Annotated in this window: 18 protein-coding genes and 2 rRNA genes; 14 read left to right on the top strand and 6 right to left on the bottom strand. The window is 52.5% G+C overall.

What is annotated here, in order from left to right:
* Positions 1-218 (top strand): 23S ribosomal RNA (locus WFP70_RS16105); the annotation flags it as partial.
* Between the two features lie 229 nt (positions 219-447).
* Positions 448-563: ribosomal RNA gene (gene rrf / locus WFP70_RS16110) — 5S ribosomal RNA — on the top strand.
* A 130-nt stretch (positions 564-693) separates the two neighbouring features.
* Here rrf and mobB read toward each other — a convergent pair.
* Positions 694-1,200: a molybdopterin-guanine dinucleotide biosynthesis protein MobB gene (gene mobB / locus WFP70_RS16115; protein WP_337023832.1), complete on the bottom strand. Its 507-nt coding sequence runs from the start codon at positions 1,198-1,200 to the stop codon at positions 694-696.
* Entirely contained in the window at positions 1,200-1,772 is a 573-nt protein-coding gene (gene mobA, locus WFP70_RS16120; protein WP_337023833.1) for a molybdenum cofactor guanylyltransferase MobA, read from the bottom strand. The genes mobB and mobA overlap by 1 nt, the downstream gene beginning before the upstream one ends.
* A gap of 70 nt (positions 1,773-1,842) precedes the next feature.
* Here mobA and WFP70_RS16125 point away from each other — a divergent pair, with 70 nt between their 5' ends.
* From WFP70_RS16125 to WFP70_RS26805, 5 genes are all read left to right on the top strand, one after another.
* Positions 1,843-2,118: a YihD family protein gene (locus tag WFP70_RS16125; RefSeq protein ID WP_038643998.1), complete on the top strand. Its 276-nt coding sequence runs from the start codon at positions 1,843-1,845 to the stop codon at positions 2,116-2,118.
* A 46-nt stretch (positions 2,119-2,164) separates the two neighbouring features.
* A complete protein-coding gene (locus WFP70_RS16130) occupies positions 2,165-3,151 on the top strand; it encodes a serine/threonine protein kinase (protein WP_038643999.1) in 987 nt (328 codons plus the stop codon).
* 26 nt (positions 3,152-3,177) lie between these two features.
* Positions 3,178-3,807: a thiol:disulfide interchange protein DsbA gene (gene dsbA, locus WFP70_RS16135; RefSeq protein ID WP_034823914.1), complete on the top strand. Its 630-nt coding sequence runs from the start codon at positions 3,178-3,180 to the stop codon at positions 3,805-3,807.
* Positions 3,808-4,174: 367 nt separating this feature from the next.
* On the top strand, positions 4,175-6,964 hold the full coding sequence (gene polA, locus WFP70_RS16140) for a DNA polymerase I (RefSeq protein ID WP_337023834.1): 2,790 nt from the start codon (positions 4,175-4,177) through the stop codon (positions 6,962-6,964).
* A 274-nt stretch (positions 6,965-7,238) separates the two neighbouring features.
* The gene (locus WFP70_RS26805; protein ID WP_071892919.1) at positions 7,239-7,286 is read left to right on the top strand and encodes a spot 42 RNA, inhibition of DNA synthesis; all 48 of its coding nucleotides are present in this window, start codon (positions 7,239-7,241) and stop codon (positions 7,284-7,286) included.
* An 85-nt stretch (positions 7,287-7,371) separates the two neighbouring features.
* On the opposite strand, the gene yihA is transcribed toward WFP70_RS26805, so the two are convergent.
* On the bottom strand, positions 7,372-8,010 hold the full coding sequence (gene yihA, locus WFP70_RS16145) for a ribosome biogenesis GTP-binding protein YihA/YsxC (RefSeq protein ID WP_337023835.1): 639 nt from the start codon (positions 8,008-8,010) through the stop codon (positions 7,372-7,374).
* Positions 8,011-8,560: 550 nt separating this feature from the next.
* Between yihA and yihI the strand changes: the two genes are divergently transcribed.
* Positions 8,561-9,082: a Der GTPase-activating protein YihI gene (gene yihI / locus WFP70_RS16150; RefSeq protein WP_034823909.1), complete on the top strand. Its 522-nt coding sequence runs from the start codon at positions 8,561-8,563 to the stop codon at positions 9,080-9,082.
* A gap of 235 nt (positions 9,083-9,317) precedes the next feature.
* Positions 9,318-10,691 carry an oxygen-independent coproporphyrinogen III oxidase gene (gene hemN / locus WFP70_RS16155; protein WP_337023836.1) on the top strand — a complete coding sequence of 458 codons (1,374 nt, stop codon included), beginning with the start codon at positions 9,318-9,320 and terminating at the stop codon, positions 10,689-10,691.
* Between the two features lie 36 nt (positions 10,692-10,727).
* Here hemN and glnG read toward each other — a convergent pair whose 3' ends face one another.
* The 3 genes from glnG to glnA all read right to left on the bottom strand — a co-directional run bounded on the left by glnG (position 10,728) and on the right by glnA (position 14,790).
* A complete protein-coding gene (gene glnG, locus WFP70_RS16160; RefSeq protein ID WP_034823905.1) occupies positions 10,728-12,137 on the bottom strand; it encodes a nitrogen regulation protein NR(I) in 1,410 nt (469 codons plus the stop codon).
* Between the two features lie 7 nt (positions 12,138-12,144).
* Positions 12,145-13,194: a nitrogen regulation protein NR(II) gene (gene glnL / locus WFP70_RS16165; RefSeq protein WP_034823903.1), complete on the bottom strand. Its 1,050-nt coding sequence runs from the start codon at positions 13,192-13,194 to the stop codon at positions 12,145-12,147.
* Positions 13,195-13,380: 186 nt separating this feature from the next.
* A complete protein-coding gene (glnA, locus tag WFP70_RS16170; protein ID WP_097119640.1) occupies positions 13,381-14,790 on the bottom strand; it encodes a glutamate--ammonia ligase in 1,410 nt (469 codons plus the stop codon).
* Positions 14,791-15,230: 440 nt separating this feature from the next.
* Between glnA and typA the strand changes: the two genes are divergently transcribed.
* The 5 genes from typA (at position 15,231) to fabY (ending at position 20,145) form a co-directional block, all read left to right on the top strand.
* Positions 15,231-17,051 carry a ribosome-dependent GTPase TypA gene (typA, locus tag WFP70_RS16175; protein WP_034823899.1) on the top strand — a complete coding sequence of 607 codons (1,821 nt, stop codon included), beginning with the start codon at positions 15,231-15,233 and terminating at the stop codon, positions 17,049-17,051.
* 183 nt (positions 17,052-17,234) lie between these two features.
* A complete protein-coding gene (gene yihX / locus WFP70_RS16180) occupies positions 17,235-17,831 on the top strand; it encodes a glucose-1-phosphatase (RefSeq protein ID WP_038644008.1) in 597 nt (198 codons plus the stop codon).
* On the top strand, positions 17,832-18,704 hold the full coding sequence (locus WFP70_RS16185) for a virulence factor BrkB family protein (RefSeq protein ID WP_038644010.1): 873 nt from the start codon (positions 17,832-17,834) through the stop codon (positions 18,702-18,704).
* Positions 18,701-19,138, top strand: a complete 438-nt coding sequence (gene dtd, locus WFP70_RS16190) for a D-aminoacyl-tRNA deacylase (protein ID WP_160869025.1) — start codon at positions 18,701-18,703, stop codon at positions 19,136-19,138. The genes WFP70_RS16185 and dtd overlap by 4 nt, the downstream gene beginning before the upstream one ends.
* 59 nt (positions 19,139-19,197) lie before the next feature.
* Positions 19,198-20,145, top strand: a complete 948-nt coding sequence (fabY, locus tag WFP70_RS16195; RefSeq protein ID WP_034823865.1) for a fatty acid biosynthesis protein FabY — start codon at positions 19,198-19,200, stop codon at positions 20,143-20,145.
* Positions 20,146-20,181: the final 36 nt, after the last annotated feature.

The raw sequence follows: 20,181 nt of genomic DNA on the forward strand, positions 1-20,181 counted from the left end.
TGTTCGGGTTGTCATGCCAATGGCATTGCCCGGTAGCTAAGTGCGGAAAAGATAAGTGCTGAAAGCATCTAAGCACGAAACTTGCCCCGAGATGAGTTCTCCCTGACTCCCAGAGAGTCCTGAAGGGACGTTGAAGACGACGACGTTGATAGGCCGGATGTGTAAGTGCAGCGATGCATTGAGCTAACCGGTACTAATGACCCGTGAGGCTTAACCTTACAACGCCAGAGGCGTTTTTTGAGAGACGCAGAAGTAGATTTTCAGCTTTGTTCATCCGGATAAAAGAATTAGCGATGTCCTGCGGAGTTAAGTCCGAAGGATTTTGCGCTGAGGCAAGGCGCCGACCGGGACGGAACGAAGGAGCATACTGAGGTATGTGACTGAGTTACGCGAGGGAGAGCAACGCAGCATCAGCACAAAAGACACAGGACAGAGCACAAGAATTTGCCTGGCGGCTGTAGCGCGGTGGTCCCACCTGACCCCATGCCGAACTCAGAAGTGAAACGCCGTAGCGCCGATGGTAGTGTGGGGTCTCCCCATGCGAGAGTAGGGAACTGCCAGGCATCAAATAAGTGAAGAAACCCTGAACGAAAGTTCAGGGTTTTTTTACGTCTGCAGATCGGCGAAATCAGGATTGTTTTACGCCTGAAACTGACGTGTGAAGTTTAGCCAGACGATCATAAAACCGCCTGGCTACTGGCTTTTTCTCAGCCAGTTTTCAATAAAATCAGCAATCTTAACCGGCTGATTAATATCGAGAAGTGGGCGGTCGATCGTTAAATTCTCATCGCTGGCCAGCGCAACCACGTATTCATCCAGTAAATCAGCCACTTCACCTCTGGCATCACGCCGCCACAGCGCGATTTTGGGTACTGGCTCATCTTTAAAGCCCTCAACCAACACCAAATCCAGTGTGGAACTGTCCATCCGCGCGACCAGTTCAGCCAGATTCAACGGCTGATCAGGAGTCTCGCACATCAATGCCCAGCGCTGAGTACTGGCAACAATCACCTGATCGGCACCTGCTTTTCGCAGCAGATAGCTATCTTTTCCCGGCGTATCAATGTCCATTTGATGATGGGTATGTTTGATTAACCCAGAACGAATACCGCGAGCCTTAAGCAGAGGGATCACCTGTTGAAGCAAAGTGGTTTTTCCGGTGCCACTCCACGCAACGATCGCCAGTAAAGCCACGCTCATCACTGCTTTTCCCCATCAACTAAATCGTCGGGCGTATTAATGTTGCGGAAAGCTGCCTCAGAATCTGTGAACGTCACGGCATGCCCACCATGTTCACGCAGAAACTGCATTAAACGCCGCTCACCACGAAGCAGCCAGGCTTCCAGACCGTCAGCCAGTGATCGATTGACCAGTGCCAATGCAGGATGATCACGCTGCGTTGATCGTACCCACACCGCAGGTGCCGCGCCGCGCTGCTGCCATAATCGCGCAACGAAGTCCTCCGGTAACCAGGGCGTATCACAGGCACAAAAGGCGACCCACTCGGTCTTACTGTGCTGCAAGCTACTTAACATGCCTGCCAACGGACCGGGGTAATCTGGCATCGAATCAGTAACGACCTGACAACCGCTAGCCTGATAACGATCAATGTTACGGTTGGCGCTTATCAACACAATATTGACCTGTGGCATCAAACGCTGCAAAACATGCTGATAAAGCGGTTTGCCCTGCAATTCCAGCAGCCCTTTATCCAGGCCGCCCATACGACTGCCTTGCCCACCTGCGAGGATCACGCCGGTAAATGCGGTCATTTTCGTCTCCTTGATCATACTGGACGATACTTGCATAACGGCAGCCTATCACTGCATAGAGGAATCAATGATGAAATATCACCGACTTAATGAATTGTTCGAACTCCTGCAACCGGCCTGGCAAAAGGAGTCTGACCTTAACCTGCTGGCATTTTTACAGAAACTGGCGCAGGAATCAGGCTTCAGTGGCCCATTAAGTGAATTAACCGATGACATATTGATTTACCATCTCAAAATGCGTGACGCTGGCTGCGATGCGGAAATTCCCGGACTGAAAAAGGATTATGAAGTGGACTTCAAAACCGCGCTATTACGTGCACGCGGTGTGATTAAGGATGATGAGTAGTGTTATCCTTGCGCATTCCTTGCAACGGTAACACACAGGCAAAATGATGAGCGAAGCCGCCTTTAATTTCCAGACGCTGGACCCCGATGTCATCCTGGATGCACTTTGGGATGCGGGTCTGCGTGTCGAATCCGGCTTAACCGCCCTCAATAGCTACGAAAACCGTGTCTATCAGTTTAGTGATGACGACAAACGTCGCTATGTGGCTAAGTTCTATCGGCCACAACGCTGGAGTGCGCAACAAATTCTGGAAGAGCACCAGTTCACGCATGATCTGCTGGCCGATGAAGTGCCTGTTGCAGCACCACTGGCACTGCAGGGCAGTACGCTGAATCACCATGCTGGTTTTATGTTTGCCGTTTTCCCAAGCCTGGGTGGGCGACAGTATGAAACCGATAATGAAGAACAGATGGAGTGGGTGGGCCGCTTTCTTGGTCGCATCCATCAAACAGGTCGCCAGAGCTTGTTTCAACAGCGTCCAACCTTCGGCCTGGAAGAGTATGTCTTACAACCTCGCCAGGAGCTGGAGCAAAGCACGCTGGTACCGGCTGCCCTGAAGGATGCGCTGCTGAACGCCGTTGATAAACTTATCGGCACCCTACAGCAGCGCTGGCATGATAAATGGCAGCCGCTCAGGCTGCATGGCGACTGCCATCCAGGTAATATCCTGTGGCGCGATGGCCCGATGTTTGTCGATCTTGACGATGCACGCAACGGGCCTGCAGTGCAGGATCTGTGGATGCTGGTAAACGGCGATCGTCAGGAACAGCTGATTCAGTGGGATATTCTGCTGGAAGCTTATAATGAATTCAGTGACTTTGATTTACATGAATTGTCACTGATTGAGCCTTTACGCGCTATGCGCATGGTTTATTATTTGGCCTGGGTGGTACGCCGCTGGCAGGACCCGGCTTTTCCGCGCGCCTTTCCCTGGATGACCGATGAGGATTTCTGGCGCCGACAGATTGCACTATTTATCGAGCAGGAGAGGCTGTTACATCAACCCCCGTTGCAGCTTAGCCCGCAATTTTAATGAAGTACTCAGGAGATTTTTTCACGATGAAAAAGATTATGTTTGCGCTGGTAGGTTTAATGCTGGCATTTGGCGCCTCAGCGGCACAGTTCAATGACGGCAAACAATTCGTCACGCTGCCAAAGCCGGTTGCTGGTGAGCCACAGGTATTGGAGTTCTTCTCCTTCTTCTGCCCGCACTGCTACCAGTTCGAACGCGTCTATCACGTGAGTGATGCCGTGAAAAAGAACCTGCCAGCAGACACTAAAGTGACTAAATATCACGTTGATTTCCTCGGCGGAGACTTCGGTCCTGTTGTGACTCAAGCCTGGGCGGTCGCGATGGCGCTGGGCGTGGAAAGCAAAGTCACTGCACCGATCTTTGACGGTATTCAGAAAACCCAAACCATTACCGATGCGGCGAGCCTGAAAGCCACCTTCATCCAGGCTGCTGGCATCTCATCAGAAGATTATGATGCAGCCTGGAATAGCTTTGCGGTAAAAGCGTTGGTCGCCCAGCAGCAGAAAGCGGCAGCCGATCTTAATCTGCAGGGCGTGCCAGCCATCTTCGTTAACGGCAAATACATGGTGAACAACGGCGGCCTGGACACCAGTTCTATGGACAATTTCGTTGCCGATTATGCCAACGTAGTGAAATTCCTGGTTGAGAAGAAGTAATTAAGCTCGAATAAACGCCGGCGATGTCGGCGTTTTTACTTCCTTTCCCATGACGTAATCATGATATCCCCGTTAACCCTCCGCTTAATATCCACATGGACGATCACCTTTTCAAAAAGGCGCGCTTCATCACGGTAAGTTAATAACAAATTGAAAAACAATAACTTTTATCTGTAAAATGATTGCAATAAGCGTAAATAACAATACGTTATGAATTTTACGCACAAAGTTATCCACAGACCGATCCTTGCGATCCACTCCGCGTAACAACGAAAAAGATCCTGACATCCCTGCTCTGATTCAACATTCCTCTCTGGTTGTGGCATCCTTATAGCCCTCATTATCGCAACGAAGAAAATACGAACCTATGGCGCAAATTGCAGAAAATCCCCTGATTCTGGTAGACGGATCCTCTTATCTCTACCGGGCGTATCATGCCTTTCCGCCGCTGACCAACAGTGCAGGCGAGCCCACGGGCGCGATGTACGGTGTGCTCAACATGCTGAAAAGTTTGCTGATGCAGTATCAGCCGAGCCATGTGGCCGTGGTCTTCGATGCGAAAGGCAAAACTTTCCGCGATGAATTATTCGAGCACTACAAATCGCATCGTCCGCCAATGCCCGACGATCTGCGTGCACAGATCGAGCCGCTGCACGAGATGGTCAAAGCGATGGGATTACCGCTGCTGGCAGTGACCGGCGTTGAGGCTGATGACGTGATTGGTACTCTGGCACTGGAAGCAGAAAAGCAGGGCCGTGCAGTGCTGATCAGTACCGGTGATAAGGATATGGCGCAGCTGGTCACGCCGGGCATTACGTTGATCAATACCATGACCAACACCGTGTTGGGCCCGGAAGAGGTTGAGCAAAAATACGGTGTGCCGCCTTCATTGATTATCGATTTCCTTGCCATGATGGGTGACAGCTCGGATAACATTCCGGGTGTGCCTGGCGTGGGTGAGAAAACGGCACAGGCGCTGCTGCAGGGCCTGGGCGGTATGCAGTCGATTTACGACAACCTGGATAAAGTGGCGGATCTCTCGTTCCGTGGCGCGAAGACTATGGCAGCGAAGCTGGAGCAGAACCGCGAAGTCGCATTCCTGTCCTATCAGCTGGCGACCATTAAGACTGACGTAGAACTGGAACTGGGTTGTGAGCAACTCACCGTCAACGAGCCGGACGTTGAAAAACTGCAGAATCTGTTCGGCCGCTATGAATTTAAACGCTGGATCAGCGATTTACAGGACGGCACCTGGTTGCAGGGCAAAAAGAGCAATGTGCAGGCGCAGAAATCGCTGGCGACTGAACCTGTGGCTGCAGTGGCGGAAACCGCTAGCGTGTTGTCATCTGACGGCTACGTCACCATTTTGGATGAGACAACCTTCGACGAGTGGCTGCAAAAACTGAAAAAAGCAGAACTCTTTGCCTTCGATCTGGAAACCGATTCTCTGGATAGCTGGAGTGCCAACATTGTCGGCCTCTCCTTTGCGGTTGCGCCCGGTGAAGCCGCTTATCTTCCGGTGGCCCATGACTATCTTGATGCGCCAGAACAACTCGACCGCAGCGACGTGTTGAAAAAGCTAAAACCGCTACTGGAAGACGCTAAATCTGCAAAAGTCGGTCAGAACCTCAAATACGATCGTGGCGTGCTGAAGAACTACGATATTGAGCTGAACGGCATTAAATTCGACACCATGCTGGAATCTTATTGCCTGAGCAGCGTCGGCGGCAAACATGATATGGATAGCCTGGCTTCGCGCTGGCTGAACCATAAAACCGTCACCTTCGAAGAGATTGCCGGTAAAGGAAAAAATCAGCTGACCTTCAACCAGATTGCTATCGAGCAGGCCGCTCATTACGCTGCAGAAGACGCAGATGTCACGCTGCAGTTGCATCTGCAGATGTGGCCGAAGCTGGAGCAGGAAGCGGGTCCGAAGCAGGTCTTCACCGATATCGAGATGCCGCTGGTGACCGTGATTTCACGCATTGAACGCAACGGCGTATTGATCGATCAAAACATCCTGGCCAAACATTCGCAGGAGCTGACCGCACGTCTGGCGGAACTGGAGTTGAAAGCGCACGAGCTGGCAGGCGAGCCGTTTAATCTCTCCTCCACCAAACAGCTGCAAACCATTCTGTTTGAAAAGCAGGGCATCAAGCCCACTAAGAAAACGCCGGGTGGCGCACCGTCAACCAGCGAAGAAGTGCTGGCTGAACTGGCGCTGGACTATCCGCTGCCCAAAGTGATTCTGGAGCATCGTGGCCTGTCTAAGCTGAAGTCGACTTATACCGACAAATTGCCTTTGATGATCAATCCGATTACCGGCCGCGTGCATACTTCTTATCATCAGGCGGTCACGGCCACCGGACGTCTCTCATCTACCGATCCCAACCTGCAAAATATCCCGGTGCGCAACGATGAAGGCCGTCGTATTCGTCAGGCTTTTATCGCAGGTAAAGATAATCGCATCGTCGCGGCTGACTACTCTCAAATTGAACTGCGCATCATGGCGCATCTGTCGCAGGATAAAGGCCTGCTGGATGCGTTTGCGCAGGGTGAAGACATTCACCGCGCGACAGCGTCAGAAGTCTTTGGTGTCGCGCTGAGCAAGGTTTCAGGTGAGCAACGCCGCAGTGCCAAGGCAATTAACTTTGGCCTGATTTATGGCATGAGCGCCTTCGGTCTGTCGCGCCAGTTGAATATCGGTGCTGGCGAAGCGAAAAAGTATATGGATCTCTACTTTGAGCGTTATCCGGGCGTACTGCGTTACATGGAAGAGACTCGCACTCAGGCGGCAGATAAGGGCTACGTGGAGACACTGGATGGTCGCCGCCTGTGGCTTCCGGACATCAGCTCCAGCAACGCCATTCGTCGTAAGGCGGCAGAGCGCGCGGCGATTAACGCCCCGATGCAGGGCACCGCAGCGGACATTATCAAACGCGCGATGATCGCTGTAGATGGCTGGTTACTGCAACAGCAGGATGACGCTGTGAAGATGATCATGCAGGTACACGATGAACTGGTGTTTGAGATCCATAAAGACGCGGTTGAGAGTGCGAGTGCGAAGATCCGCCAGCTGATGGAGAGCAGCATGAAACTTGATGTACCGCTGCAGGTTGAAGTGGGAACGGGCGATAACTGGGACCAGGCGCACTAAGGAACGTTGTCGGCGGTATATCTACGCCGCTGACATCGTCATAAGAAAAAAGTTTACTTAATCGGTTCAGCAACGATGTAAAGCCACTTGTTAAATGCGCATTTTGTAACTGCCTATCGGCTAAGCATTTTTTTAGTAATTAAACTACACGCCTTAAGCCAAAGTGTGACGAACCCGGTAAAAAAGATGTGGAATCCTGAAACTTAACAACAAAAAACCCTTTGTTGGTCAGGAAAAATCAGGTAAAGTTCATCGCGTAGGGTACAGAGGTAAGATGTTCTATCTTTCAGACCTTTTACTTCACGTAATCGGATTTGGCTGAATATTTAGCCGCCCCAGTCATTTATGACTGGGGCGTTTTTTATTGGGCTTTTTCTGAAAAGCGGGTCGTAAACCCGCACTTCACATTACGCAGAAGGGGCTTCTTCATCTTCCTGCGCCGGTTCCAGCTCACTGAACCAGCTATCCAGTTTCTGGCGAACGATATCAACGCCGATCTTCTTGAGTGATGAGAATATCTCAACCTGCACATCACCCATAAAGCCCAATGCAGCTTCACGCACCAGTTTGAGCTGCGCTTTACGTGCACCAGATGCCAGCTTATCTGCTTTGGTTAACAGCACCAGTACAGGGATGCCGCTCTGGACTGCCCATTCAATCATATTCTGATCGAGGTCTTTTAGCGGATGGCGAATATCCATCAGCACCACCAGGCCTTTCAGTGCCTGGCGCTTCTGCAAATATTCAGACAGCGCACGCTGCCATTTACGTTTCATCTCTTCCGGGACTTCGGCGTAGCCATAACCCGGTAAGTCGACCAGGGTTTTCCCCTCGACGACCTGGAACAGGTTGATGAGCTGAGTACGACCTGGCGTTTTACTGGTACGCGCCAGGCTTTTCTGGTTGGTGATGGTATTCAGCGCGCTGGATTTGCCTGCGTTAGAGCGTCCGGCAAACGCGACCTCAATGCCCACATCTGCCGGTAAATGGCGAATATCCGGGGCGCTGAGCACGAAGTGGGTCATGTGATAATTCAAAGCAGACAAAGTAAAGCTCCAGCAAAGTGATTCGTTCAATTGGGCTGATTATACCTGTTATGGCGCAAAAGTGCCCGATAGCGTCTTAACGCGCCACTTTGTAAGAGATCGACGATAATTACTGCCAGTCATTACCGATTAATAGAATGTTCATATGTTGGATATCGTAATATTTTCAATAAGATAAATAGATATTGAAAATTACCGCTCTAAATTAAAGACATGTCTCACTTGTTCATTTTACTGATTGGTCTACATTTGGAGTCAGTGCACGGCAGCACCCATCAGGATGATGCGCTCAGGAGTGTCGGGGATGACCAGGAGCATGGCAGGATGTGATTCAGGTATGAGTCGGACAAGGAAAAGGATTACTCGCAGGAGCGATGAGGCGAAGGAGCAACCGGGACGTTGAGAGCTGTAAAGGATTTATACCGTTATTCCTTCAGTAGAAGGTGCGAAATAAGGCGATAGCATAGGCTATCGCCTTTTTTCTTTGTCATCTTTCTGCTAGATTTCGCCGCAATTCTATACTGAAGAAAAATCGCCGAGACCGGACACCATGAAGCAACCTGCACCAGCCCAGCGTGGCAAACCTGCTGCTAAAGCCAAACGCAAATCGCGTGAAGAACTGAACCAGGAAGCACGCGATCGTAAACGCGATAAAAAGCACAGCGGCCATAAAGCGGGCAGCCGTGCTAACCCGGAAACCAAAGGCGCTGGCAAAGGCCAGGGTCAGAAAAATGCCGATCCACGTACTGGCAGTAAAAAACCGGTTGCGCTGGTGGCCGATGGTAAAACCGTACCGGAGAAAAAGCCGGTAGCGAAAGCCAGACCGAAAGCGGAGAAGGTTCGTCTGACACCGGAAGAAGAGCTGGCGAAGCTGGAAAATGATGAACGCCTCGACACCTTACTGGACCGTCTGGAAAGTGGTGAGACACTCAGCGCTGAAGATCAGGCATGGCTCGATCAGACGCTGGATCGCATTGACGAACTGATGGAAACCCTCGGTATCGCGTTGGATGACGGTGCTGAAGATGAACAAGCCGAAGTCGATATGATGCGCTTGTTAAAAGGCAACTAAGTCATTTTTGATCGGCATGCGCATTTGCGCATGCCGCGCTAAACAGGTATTCGCTGATGCTTTGGCCTGGATCAATTTTAGCGCTGCTGCTGACATGTTATCTCCTGTGGTTATTGTTTAAACTTCGTCGCCTGTCGCGTCTGAAGTCGCGTTTACGCCGGCGTACGGCTCACCGCTATCTCTCCTCTTCTGCAACGCGACCCTCCCTCAAACGACGTCACCGTAAGGAGTGAGCATGTCATCGCAGCAGATTGAATGGGACCAGCGGCTGATTGAAAAATACAATTACGCGGGTCCGCGTTACACCTCATACCCCACTGCGCTGGAGTTCAATGAGAACTTTGGCGAGGCAAGCTTCCAGTTTGCGGTTGAACGCTATCCTCAACGTTCCCTGTCGCTGTATGTCCATATTCCGTTCTGCCATCGCCTTTGCTACTTCTGCGGCTGTAATAAGATTGTGACGCGCCAGCTGCACAAGGCCGATCGCTATCTGGATGTGCTGGAGCAGGAAATCCGCCAGCGTGCGCCGCTGTTTGCCGGACGCCGCGTCACGCAGTTGCACTGGGGCGGTGGTACGCCAACCTTTCTCAATCAAGCTCAGGTCAGCCGGCTGGTGGCGCTGCTGCGCGGCCATTTTGAGATTGCTGATGACGTTGAGATGTCGATCGAAGTCGATCCACGCGAAATTGAGCTGGCGATGATCGATCATCTGCGTGCTGAAGGTTTTAATCGCCTGAGTATGGGTGTGCAGGACTTCAATAAGGCGGTGCAGGAGCGCGTCAATCGCGTGCAGGATGAAGAGACTATCTTCGGGCTGGTTGAGCGTGCGCGTGCGCGAGGATTCCGCTCAGTCAGCCTGGATCTGATTTACGGTTTGCCGCTGCAAACGCCCGAAAGTTTTGCCTTCACCTTACAGCGAGTCATCGCGCTTAATCCCGATCGTCTCAGCGTATTCAATTACGCGCACATGCCGACGCTGTTTGCTGCACAACGCAAAATCAAAGATGAAGAGCTACCTGGTGCGGAACAGAAGCTGCAAATCCTGCAGCAAACCATTGGCACCTTAACCGATGCAGGCTATCAGTTCATCGGGATGGATCACTTTGCCAAACCGGATGATGAGTTGGCCATTGCGCAGCGTGCGGGTGAACTGCACCGCAACTTTCAGGGGTACACCACGCAAGGCGAAACCGAGCTAGTCGGATTCGGCGTCTCAGCGATCAGTATGCTGGGAGACAGTTATGCTCAGAACCAAAAAGAATTGAAAGAATACTATGCAAGCGTGGAGCAGAGCGGGAACGCGCTATGGCGTGGTTTGACACTAAGCGACGATGACTGTCTGCGCCGTGATGTCATCAAAACGCTGATTTGTCATTTCTCATTAGATTTCGCGGCGATTGAAGCGCAGTGGCCGAGCACCTTCGAAACCTATTTTGCGGAAGATTTAGCGTTACTGGCGCCTTTGATGGCGGATGGTTTGCTGGAACGGCGTGGGCGTAGTCTGCATGTCACAGGAATTGGGCGTTTACTGATTCGTAACATCTGCATGTGCTTCGATCGTTATCTGCGCCAAAAGGCTCGCATGCAGCAATTCTCGCGGGTGATATAAAAATTCAGGGGAGCATCGCGCTCCCCTGATTCTCACTTATTCCATTCCGAGCTCTTTCAGTTTACGCGTCAGGGTATTACGACCCCAACCCAACAAACGTGCGGCTTCCTGCTTGTGTCCCTGAGTGTGACGCAGGGCGGTGGTGAGCAGCGTGCGCTCCATCTCCGGCTGCGCTTCAGAGAGCAGGTTTTGATGACCGGAACGCAGCGCGCGGTCCGCCCATTGTGCCAGCAAGGTGGCCCAGCTATCCGGCAGAGACTGCACTGGATTGTCCGGCGTGCTCGACTCAAACAGCTCCGGCGGCAGATCCTGAATCAGTACTTCCTGGCCTGCAGCCATCACGGTTAACCAGCGGCAGGTATTTTCCAGCTGGCGTACGTTACCGGACCAATGCAGGCGCGTCAGCGCGGTTTCGGTTTCCGGATGCAGAATCTTCGCTTCGACGCCCAACTCACGCGCGGCGACTTGCAGGAAGTAGCGCGCCAGACGTGGGATATCTTCACGACGCTCACGCAGCGGCGGTAAGTGCACGCGAATCACGTTCAGGCGATGGAACAGATCCTCACGGAACTTGCCTTCCTGCACGCGCAACTCAAGGTTTTGGTGGGTTGCCGCGATAATACGCACATCCACTTTCACCGGTGCGTAGCCGCCCACGCGATAGAACTGGCCATCGGCCAACACGCGCAGCAAGCGGGTTTGCACGTCGAGCGGCATATCACCTATTTCATCAAGAAACAGCGTGCCGCCATCGGCCTGTTCAAAACGGCCCTGACGGATCTGATTCGCCCCGGTAAAGGCCCCTTTCTCATGCCCGAACAATTCGGATTCGATCAGGTCTTTCGGGATTGCCGCCATATTCAGCGCGATAAACGGTGATTTGGCACGCGGGCTGTGACGATGCAGAGCATGCGCCACTAACTCTTTACCGGTACCCGATTCACCATTAATCAGCACGCTGATGGAAGATCGCGACAAACGGCCGATGATGCGAAACACATCCTGCATCGCCGGCGCTTCGCCAATGATGTCGGTTGTCGGGCCGCTCACCGGTTGATTACGCGGCTGCTGCTGTTCCTGATAGTGACTGATCGCACGTTCAACCAGCGCGACCGCTTCATCAATATCAAACGGCTTGGGCAGATAATCGAACGCGCCTTGTTGATATGCGCTGACGGCGGCATCAAGATCCGAATGCGCGGTCATTATGATGACCGGTAGCATTGGGTGACGCTGTTTAATCTGTTTCAGCAGCGCCAGTCCATCCATGCCCGGCATGCGAATATCCGATAACAATACATCTGGGGTTTTACTTGAGAGTGCATCCAGCACCTCATTGCCGCTGTCAAATGTCGCGCAGCTCAAACCGGCTCCAGTGAGCGCACGTTCAAGCACCCAGCGGATGGAGCTATCGTCATCGACGATCCAGACTATCCCTCGTTGCATAGAAACCTCACTGGCGAATAGGCAGGTAAACCGAGAATTCGGTGTGTCCTGGCCAACTGTTAAATTCTATTTTTCCTGAATGCTGATCGATCAGGCTGCGGGCGATGGAGAGACCTAAACCGGTGCCTCCTTCACGACCACTCACCATCGGATAGAACAGCGTGTCCTGTAGCTGAGCAGGAATCCCAGGGCCATCATCTTCGATATCAATACGTGCCACCAGGCGATAACGGGTGCCGTGCAGCGTCAGCTGAAACGCGGTACGGGTGCGGATCACGATAGTGCCACCTTCGTCACCCAGCGCCTGCAACGCATTACGCACTACGTTGAGTAGCACCTGCTCAATCTGATCGGGATCGTGTGGCAGCTCGGGCAGGCTCGGGTCGTAATCACGCACCAGCGAGACATTGTCCGGCAGCTCCATCGAGACCAGATTCACCACGCGCTCCGCCACCTGATGAATGCTTTGTGTGACGTGCATACCGGGCTGTTGGGGCCCCAGTAAACGATCAACCAGATTACGCAGGCGGTCCGCCTGTTCGATAATAATCCGGGTATATTCATGCAGCGAAGGATCGGGCAGAGCACGCGTTAATAACTGCGCAGCGCCGCGTAAACCTCCGAGCGGGTTTTTAATTTCATGCGCTAGTCCGCGCACTAAATCACGTGCAGCGACCTGCTGAGCATGTTGCAGTTGTTCCTGGCTGAGACGGCGTTGATTATCCATCGGCGCCATTTCCAGCAAGATAAGACCATCGGGTAGACGCTGTGCGGTCAGCGACATAATGTGCGCGCGGCCATCGACCACTAACGTCACTTCGCTGTCCGTAAAGCCCTGGCCTGCTCCAAGACTCTCGCTCATCACCTCAATATTCAGCGAAAAATAGCCGGTTAATTCCGGTAATGGCGTGCCGAACAATTTGCGTGAGCTTTGTGCCAGTAATTGCTGCGCTGCCGGGTTGGCATAATGGATAACCAGATCGTTATCGACCAGCAAAATACTGTTGATTAGAGAGTTAAGAATCTGCCCCGCGTCGGGCAATGTGCCAGTTGCCATACAGCGTTCCTCTGCACTAATTTAGTGCATTATAGCCTTTTGGGACTGAAAACTATCATTCGAACGATGAATTCGCGGTGAAAAAAGCCCATCCGGAGATGGGCTAAAGTTTCCACGGCAACAAAAAAACGTTCAGGTTATTTACGCCGCCAATCAGCGGCGTGAAATGTGCTGAAATTTTTTAAATTAAACGCTGTAGTACAGTTCGAACTCAACTGGGTGCGGAGTCATGCGCACGCGGTCAACTTCTGGCTTACGCAGTTCGATATACGCGTCGATAGCGTCATCAGTGAACACGCCGCCACGGGTCAGGAACTCGCGGTCTTCGTTCAGTGCGTTCAGTGCTTCTTCCAGAGAACCTGCAACTTTTGGAATCTCAGCTTCTTCTTCCGGTGGCAGGTCATACAGGTTTTTGTCCATCGCATCGCCAGGGTGGATCTTGTTGATAACACCATCAAGACCCGCCATCAGCAGCGCGGTGAAGGCCAGGTACGGGTTAGCCGCTGGATCCGGGAAGCGTGCTTCGATACGACGTGCTTTCGGGCTCGCAACCACTGGGATACGGATTGAAGCTGAACGGTTACGTGCTGAGTAAGCCAGCATAACAGGTGCTTCGTAACCCGGGACCAGACGCTTGTAAGAGTTGGTGGTTGGGTTAGCCAGGGCGTTGATCGCTTTAGCGTGCTTGATGATACCGCCGATGTAGAACAGAGCAGTTTCAGACAGGCCGCCGTACTTGTCGCCAGAGAACAGGTTCACGCCGCCTTTTGACAGGGACATGTGGCAGTGCATACCAGAACCGTTATCGCCGAACATTGGCTTAGGCATGAAGGTTGCAGTTTTGCCGTACGCGTGAGCAACGTTGTGCACCACGTATTTGTAGATCTGAATTTCGTCAGCTTTTTTGGTCATGGTGTTGAAGCGGGTAGCCACTTCGTTCTGACCAGCAGTAGCAACTTCGTGGTGGTGAGCTTCAACCACCAGGCCCATCTGCTCCATGGTCAGACACATAGCAGAACGGATGTCCTGAGATGAATCGACTGGTGGAACCGGGAAGTAACCGCCTTTCAGACCTGGACGGTGACCTTTGTTACCGCCTTCGTATTCTTTACCGGTGTTCCATGCCGCTTCGATATCATCGATAGCCACGTGTGAACCTGAAGTAGAAGAACCGAAACGAATGTCATCGAACAGGAAGAACTCTGGCTCTGGTCCAAACAGCACGGTATCCGCGATGCCTGAAGAACGCAGGAACTCTTCTGCACGTTTAGCAATGGAGCGTGGGTCACGGTCGTAGCCCTGCAGCGTGCCTGGCTCGAGGATGTCACAACGGATGATCAGCGTTGGATCTTCGAAGAAAGGATCCATAACTGCAGTGGTCGCATCCGGCATCAGCACCATGTCTGATTCGTTAATGCCTTTCCAGCCACCGATGGATGAGCCATCGAACATTTTGCCTTCTTCGAAGAAGTCAGCGTTAACCTGGTGAGCAGGGATAGTAACGTGCTGTTCTTTACCTTTGGTATCGGTAAAACGCAGGTCAACAAACTTAACTTCGTGCTCGTTCATCATCGAGAGGACGTGTTCAGCGGACATACTTAAACTCTCCTGGAAATGGTCATAATCGTCATGGTGAGAGAACTTCGTTGCCTGGAATGTGTCACGCTTACTGACCACCCCTAACCAAGATCTCGGCAAGCTCTTTTCAACCGTTGTATAACTGTCGTTTTCGCTTGAAAGATATAAAGCGAATTCTGTGCCAACTTTATTACAATGGTAAAAATGGCGCTGTGACGCGCTCTTTCGTGAGTCGGTCACTGCACCAGTATGGATGATGCGCACTAATTTGGTGCTTCATAGATTAATTTTCGCCCCAAAAAGGTGCAAAACCCCATCGCAGTGCAGATTAATGCACCGTTATTGGTGCTAAAAAACAGCACTAAGATAAACTTTAAGGGAATACTGTGATCATGTTCAGTCTTTCGCTTAATCCGTGTACAATACCGCGTTATTTCTATAATGCCTGAGGCAAAGCTGTGATCGAAAATTTGCGTAACATCGCCATCATCGCGCACGTTGACCATGGTAAGACCACCCTGGTTGACAAGCTGTTACAACAGTCCGGTACTTTTGATGCTCGTACCGAAGCGACTGAGCGCGTAATGGACTCCAACGATTTGGAGAAAGAGCGTGGGATTACCATCCTCGCAAAAAACACCGCCATCAAATGGAACGACTACCGTATCAACATCGTTGATACCCCAGGACACGCCGACTTCGGTGGTGAAGTGGAACGTGTTATGTCCATGGTGGATTCGGTGCTGCTGGTTGTAGATGCGATGGATGGCCCTATGCCGCAAACCCGCTTCGTAACCAAAAAAGCCTTTGCTCATGGTTTGAAGCCGATTGTAGTCATCAACAAAGTTGACCGTCCGGGCGCGCGTCCTGATTGGGTTGTTGATCAGGTGTTTGACCTGTTCGTTAACCTCGACGCGACTGACGAGCAGCTGGACTTCCCTATCATTTATGCGTCAGCGCTGAATGGTATCGCCGGTCTGGATCACAACGACATGGCAGACGACATGACCCCGCTGTATCAGGCGATTGTGGATCGTGTTTCTCCACCACAGGTTGAAGTTGAAGCCCCACTGCAGATGCAGATCTCGCAGCTGGACTACAACAACTACCTGGGCGTTATCGGCATTGGCCGCATCAAGCGCGGTAAAATCAAGCCGAACCAGCAAGTCACTATCATTGATAGCGAAGGCAAAACCCGTAACGGTAAAGTCGGTAAAGTACTGGGCCACCTGGGTCTGGAACGTATCGAGAGTGCCGAGGCTGAAGCAGGCGATATCATCGCTGTGACCGGTCTGGGCGAGCTGAACATCTCTGACACCATCTGCGACACGCAGAAGGTTGAAGCGCTGCCAGCCCTGAGCGTTGATGAGCCAACCGTAACCATGTTCTTTAACGTCAACACTTCACCTTTCTGCGGTAAAGAAGGTAAGTATGTGACTTCGCGCCAGATCCTGGAGCGTCTGAACAAAGAGCTGGTGCACAACGTGGCACTGCGTGTTGAAGAAACCGAAGATTCAGACGCATTCCGTGTGTCTGGTCGTGGTGAGCTGCACTTGTCTGTTCTGATCGAGAACATGCGTCGTGAAGGTTTCGAACTGGCGGTATCCCGTCCGAAAGTTATCTTCCGCGAATTCGAAGGCCGTAAACAAGAGCCATTCGAAAACGTGACCCTCGACATCGAAGAAACCCACCAGGGTTCTGTGATGCAGGCGATGGGTGAGCGTAAAGGCGATCTGAAAAATATGGATCCAGATGGCAAAGGCCGTGTACGTCTCGACTACATGATCCCAAGCCGCGGCCTGATCGGCTTCCGTAACGAATTCATGACCATGACTTCAGGTACTGGCCTGCTGTACTCCACCTTCAGCCACTACGACGATGTGCGTCCAGGCGAAGTGGGCCAGCGTCAGAACGGTGTACTGATCTCTAACGGCCAGGGTAAAGCAGTCGCATTCGCACTGTTCAGCCTGCAGGATCGCGGTAAGCTGTTCCTGGGTCACGGTGCTGAGGTTTATGAAGGCCAGATCATCGGTATTCACAGCCGTTCTAACGACCTGACAGTTAACTGCCTGACCGGTAAGAAACTGACCAACATGCGTGCGTCAGGTACTGACGAAGCGACCACTCTGGTTCCACCGCAGAAAATGACGCTGGAGCAGGCTATCGAGTTCATCGATGATGACGAACTGGTAGAAGTGACTCCGCAGTCAGTCCGTATTCGTAAACGTCACCTGACCGAGAACGACCGTAAGCGTGCGTCTCGCGGCGGTAAAGAGTAAGCGAAACAGTCTGATATTTAAGCCCCGCATCGCGGGGCTTTTTTGTGCCTGCAACCCGCTGCAACGCTCGCTTTGTGAAAGTTGTCCCCGATTCCAGAACGCTTATTTCCCCCTCATCGTACCTGTTCAGTCATGCTTTTTGCCGCTAAAGTGAATGATCCAGGGAATAGAAGGAGAGGCGTCATGCTGTACATCTTTGATTTAGGCAATGTGATTGTTGATATCGATTTTAATCGCGTGCTCGGCGTCTGGAGTGACCTGGGACGTGTGCCGCTGGCGACCTTACAAAGTCGCTTCCAGATGGATGAGGCGTTCGAGAAACACGAACGTGGTGAGATCAGCGATCCCGAGTTTGCGGCGCGTATCTGTGATCAACTGGATATCGCCTTAAGCTATCCGCAATTCACCGCGGGCTGGCAGGCGGTGTTTGTCGGGGTGCGTCCGGAAACGCTGGCGATCATGAACACACTGCGCGCCAACGGTGAGCGCGTGGTAATCCTGTCCAACACCAATCAGTTGCACTTTGAGTTCTGGCCAACGCAGTATCCGGAAGTGCAACAGGCCGCCGATCACGTCTATATGTCGCAAGACATAGGCATGCGTAAGCCAGAAGCGCGTATCTATCAATATGTGCTTGAGCACGAAGGCTATACCGCCGATCAAGCGGTGTTCTTTGATGATAATCGCGCCAACATTGATGCCGCGCGCGCGCTAGGTATAGAGAGCGTGCTGGTGGAAGACGCGAAAACCGTGCCGGACTGGTTCGCGAGCCGTCGCTGAGTGGTAACACGTAACCATTTGCGTCACTCGGCACACGCGTTTTTCCTGTGGGTTAAACTGCTCTGGCGCCGTGTTGATGAAGACAACATGACGACGCAGGCCGGGAATCTGGCCTACGTCTCATTGCTGGCTTTGGTGCCGCTGATCGCCGTGGTGTTTGCGCTTTTTGCTGCTTTCCCGATGTTTTCGGAGATCAGCGTCCAGCTTAAGCATTTCATCTTCAGCAACTTTATGCCGGCAGCCGGTGACGTTATCCAGCGCTATCTCGACCAGTTTGTGGCCAACGTCAATAAAATGACAGCGGTGGGGATTGTCGGATTGATCGTGACTGCGCTGTTGCTAATGCACTCGGTAGACAGCGCACTCAACGCGATCTGGCGCAGTACTAAACCACGACCAATGGTTTACTCCTTTGCCGTCTACTGGATGATCCTGACGCTGGGCCCGATACTGGCCGGTGCCAGTCTGGCCATCAGCTCTTACTTATTATCGCTACGCTGGGTCAACGTCACCGGCGTCACCAGCCTTATCGATCAGGTGTTACGCATCTTCCCTCTGGTGCTCGCCATCCTCGCGTTCTGGTTGCTCTATAGCATCGTCCCGACGCGCCGTGTGCCAACGCGTGATGCGCTGATCGGTGCGATTGTCGCCGGGCTGTTGTTTGAGCTGGGCAAAAAAGGGTTTGCGCTCTATGTTACGATGTTCCCTTCGTATCAATTAATTTACGGCGTACTGGCAGTCATCCCGATTCTGTTTTTATGGGTTTACTGGACCTGGTGTATTGTGTTGTTAGGCGCGGAAATCACCGTCACCCTGGATGACTATCGCCAGCTAAAACAGCAGGAACGCGAAAAAGAACGAGAGGAAACATGATTGCTTTGATTCAGCGCGTCAGTCGCGCCAGCGTCGTGGTGGATGACGCGACGGTGGGTGAGATTGACGCCGGTTTGCTGGTGTTGTTAGGGGTGGAAAAGGGCGATGACGAACAAAAGGCCCAGCGGTTGTCTGAACGTGTGCTGGGTTATCGCATCTTCGGTGATGAGAACGACAAAATGAACCTGAACGTACAGCAGGCCGGTGGCAGCGTGCTGGTGGTTTCGCAATTCACTCTTGCCGCCGACACCAACAAAGGCATGCGTCCCTCATTCTCAGGTGGTGCCGAACCGGCGGAAGCCGAACGTCTCTATTACCATTTCAGCGATTGTTGCCGGGCACAGGGTGTGACCACGGCAAACGGTCGTTTTGCTGCCAACATGCAGGTTTCACTGGTGAATGATGGTCCAGTGACCTTCTGGTTGCAGGTGTGAGGTTTTCAGCCGAGCGGCCAGGGATCAGCCACGCAAGCTCCGAACGAGAGAATCACTTTATGTATCATCTTCGTGTGCCGCAAACGGCGGAAGAACTGGATACTTATTATCAGTTCCGCTGGGAAATGTTACGTAAGCCGCTGCGTCAGCCGCAGGGCTCTGAACGTGATGCCTGGGATGCGCTGGCGCATCATCAGATGGTGGTCGATGAGCAGGGCGATCCTGTTGCGGTTGGCCGTCTCTATATCAATGCGGAAAACGAAGCGGCCATCCGCTTCCTGGCCGTACACCCTTCGGTGCAGGGCAAAGGATTAGGGACGCTGGTGGCGATGACGCTGGAATCCGTTGCGCGTCAGGAGGGGGCGAAGCGCGTGACCTGTAGCGCGCGTGAAGACGCCGTGGAGTTCTTCGCCAAGCTGGGCTATGTCAATCAGGGAGAAATCACCGCGCCACAAACCACGCCGGTGCGCCATTTCCTGATGATCAAACCGGTGGTGACACTGGATGACATTCTGCATCGCGCTGACTGGTGTGGTCAGTTGCAGCAGGCCTGGTACGAGCATATTCCGCTGAGTGAAAAAATGGGCGTGCGCATTCTGCAATATACCGGGCAGAAGTTCGTTACTACCATGCCAGAAACCGGTAACCAGAACCCGCACCACACGTTATTCGCTGGCAGTTTGTTCTCACTGGCTACGCTCACAGGCTGGGGGCTGATTTGGCTATTACTGCGCGAGCGGCATCTCGGCGGCACTATCATCCTTGCCGATGCTCATATTCGTTACAGTAAGCCCATTAGTGGGCGTCCGGGTGCGATTGCCGATCTGGGATCACTGAGTGGCGACCTTGACCGTTTGGCGCGTGGTCGTAAAGCACGCGTGCAGATGGAAGTGGAACTGTTTGGTGACGATGAGCTGGGTGCGGTGTTTGAAGGGGTATATATCGTACTGCCAGCCGATGCAGAGGGTGCATTAGAAGAGGGTGGCTCGGGTGCACGCATTAATTAATGCGTGCAGATTACGTTGTAGCCATCTTCAACCTTA

The sequence above is a fragment of the Pantoea sp. USMM079 genome (assembly GCF_037153115.1).
Classification (GTDB): domain Bacteria; phylum Pseudomonadota; class Gammaproteobacteria; order Enterobacterales; family Enterobacteriaceae; genus Pantoea; species Pantoea communis.

Coding starts and splice junctions, on each gene's coding strand:
- mobB (WP_337023832.1), bottom strand. CDS start 1,200: ATGAGCGTGGCTTTACTGGCGATCGTTGCGTGGAGTGGCACCGGAAAA.
- mobA (WP_337023833.1), bottom strand. CDS start 1,772: ATGACCGCATTTACCGGCGTGATCCTCGCAGGTGGGCAAGGCAGTCGT.
- WFP70_RS16125 (WP_038643998.1), top strand. CDS start 1,843: ATGAAATATCACCGACTTAATGAATTGTTCGAACTCCTGCAACCGGCC.
- WFP70_RS16130 (WP_038643999.1), top strand. CDS start 2,165: ATGAGCGAAGCCGCCTTTAATTTCCAGACGCTGGACCCCGATGTCATC.
- dsbA (WP_034823914.1), top strand. CDS start 3,178: ATGAAAAAGATTATGTTTGCGCTGGTAGGTTTAATGCTGGCATTTGGC.
- polA (WP_337023834.1), top strand. CDS start 4,175: ATGGCGCAAATTGCAGAAAATCCCCTGATTCTGGTAGACGGATCCTCT.
- yihI (WP_034823909.1), top strand. CDS start 8,561: ATGAAGCAACCTGCACCAGCCCAGCGTGGCAAACCTGCTGCTAAAGCC.
- hemN (WP_337023836.1), top strand. CDS start 9,318: ATGTCATCGCAGCAGATTGAATGGGACCAGCGGCTGATTGAAAAATAC.
- glnG (WP_034823905.1), bottom strand. CDS start 12,137: ATGCAACGAGGGATAGTCTGGATCGTCGATGACGATAGCTCCATCCGC.
- glnL (WP_034823903.1), bottom strand. CDS start 13,194: ATGGCAACTGGCACATTGCCCGACGCGGGGCAGATTCTTAACTCTCTA.
- glnA (WP_097119640.1), bottom strand. CDS start 14,790: ATGTCCGCTGAACACGTCCTCTCGATGATGAACGAGCACGAAGTTAAG.
- yihX (WP_038644008.1), top strand. CDS start 17,235: ATGCTGTACATCTTTGATTTAGGCAATGTGATTGTTGATATCGATTTT.
- dtd (WP_160869025.1), top strand. CDS start 18,701: ATGATTGCTTTGATTCAGCGCGTCAGTCGCGCCAGCGTCGTGGTGGAT.
- fabY (WP_034823865.1), top strand. CDS start 19,198: ATGTATCATCTTCGTGTGCCGCAAACGGCGGAAGAACTGGATACTTAT.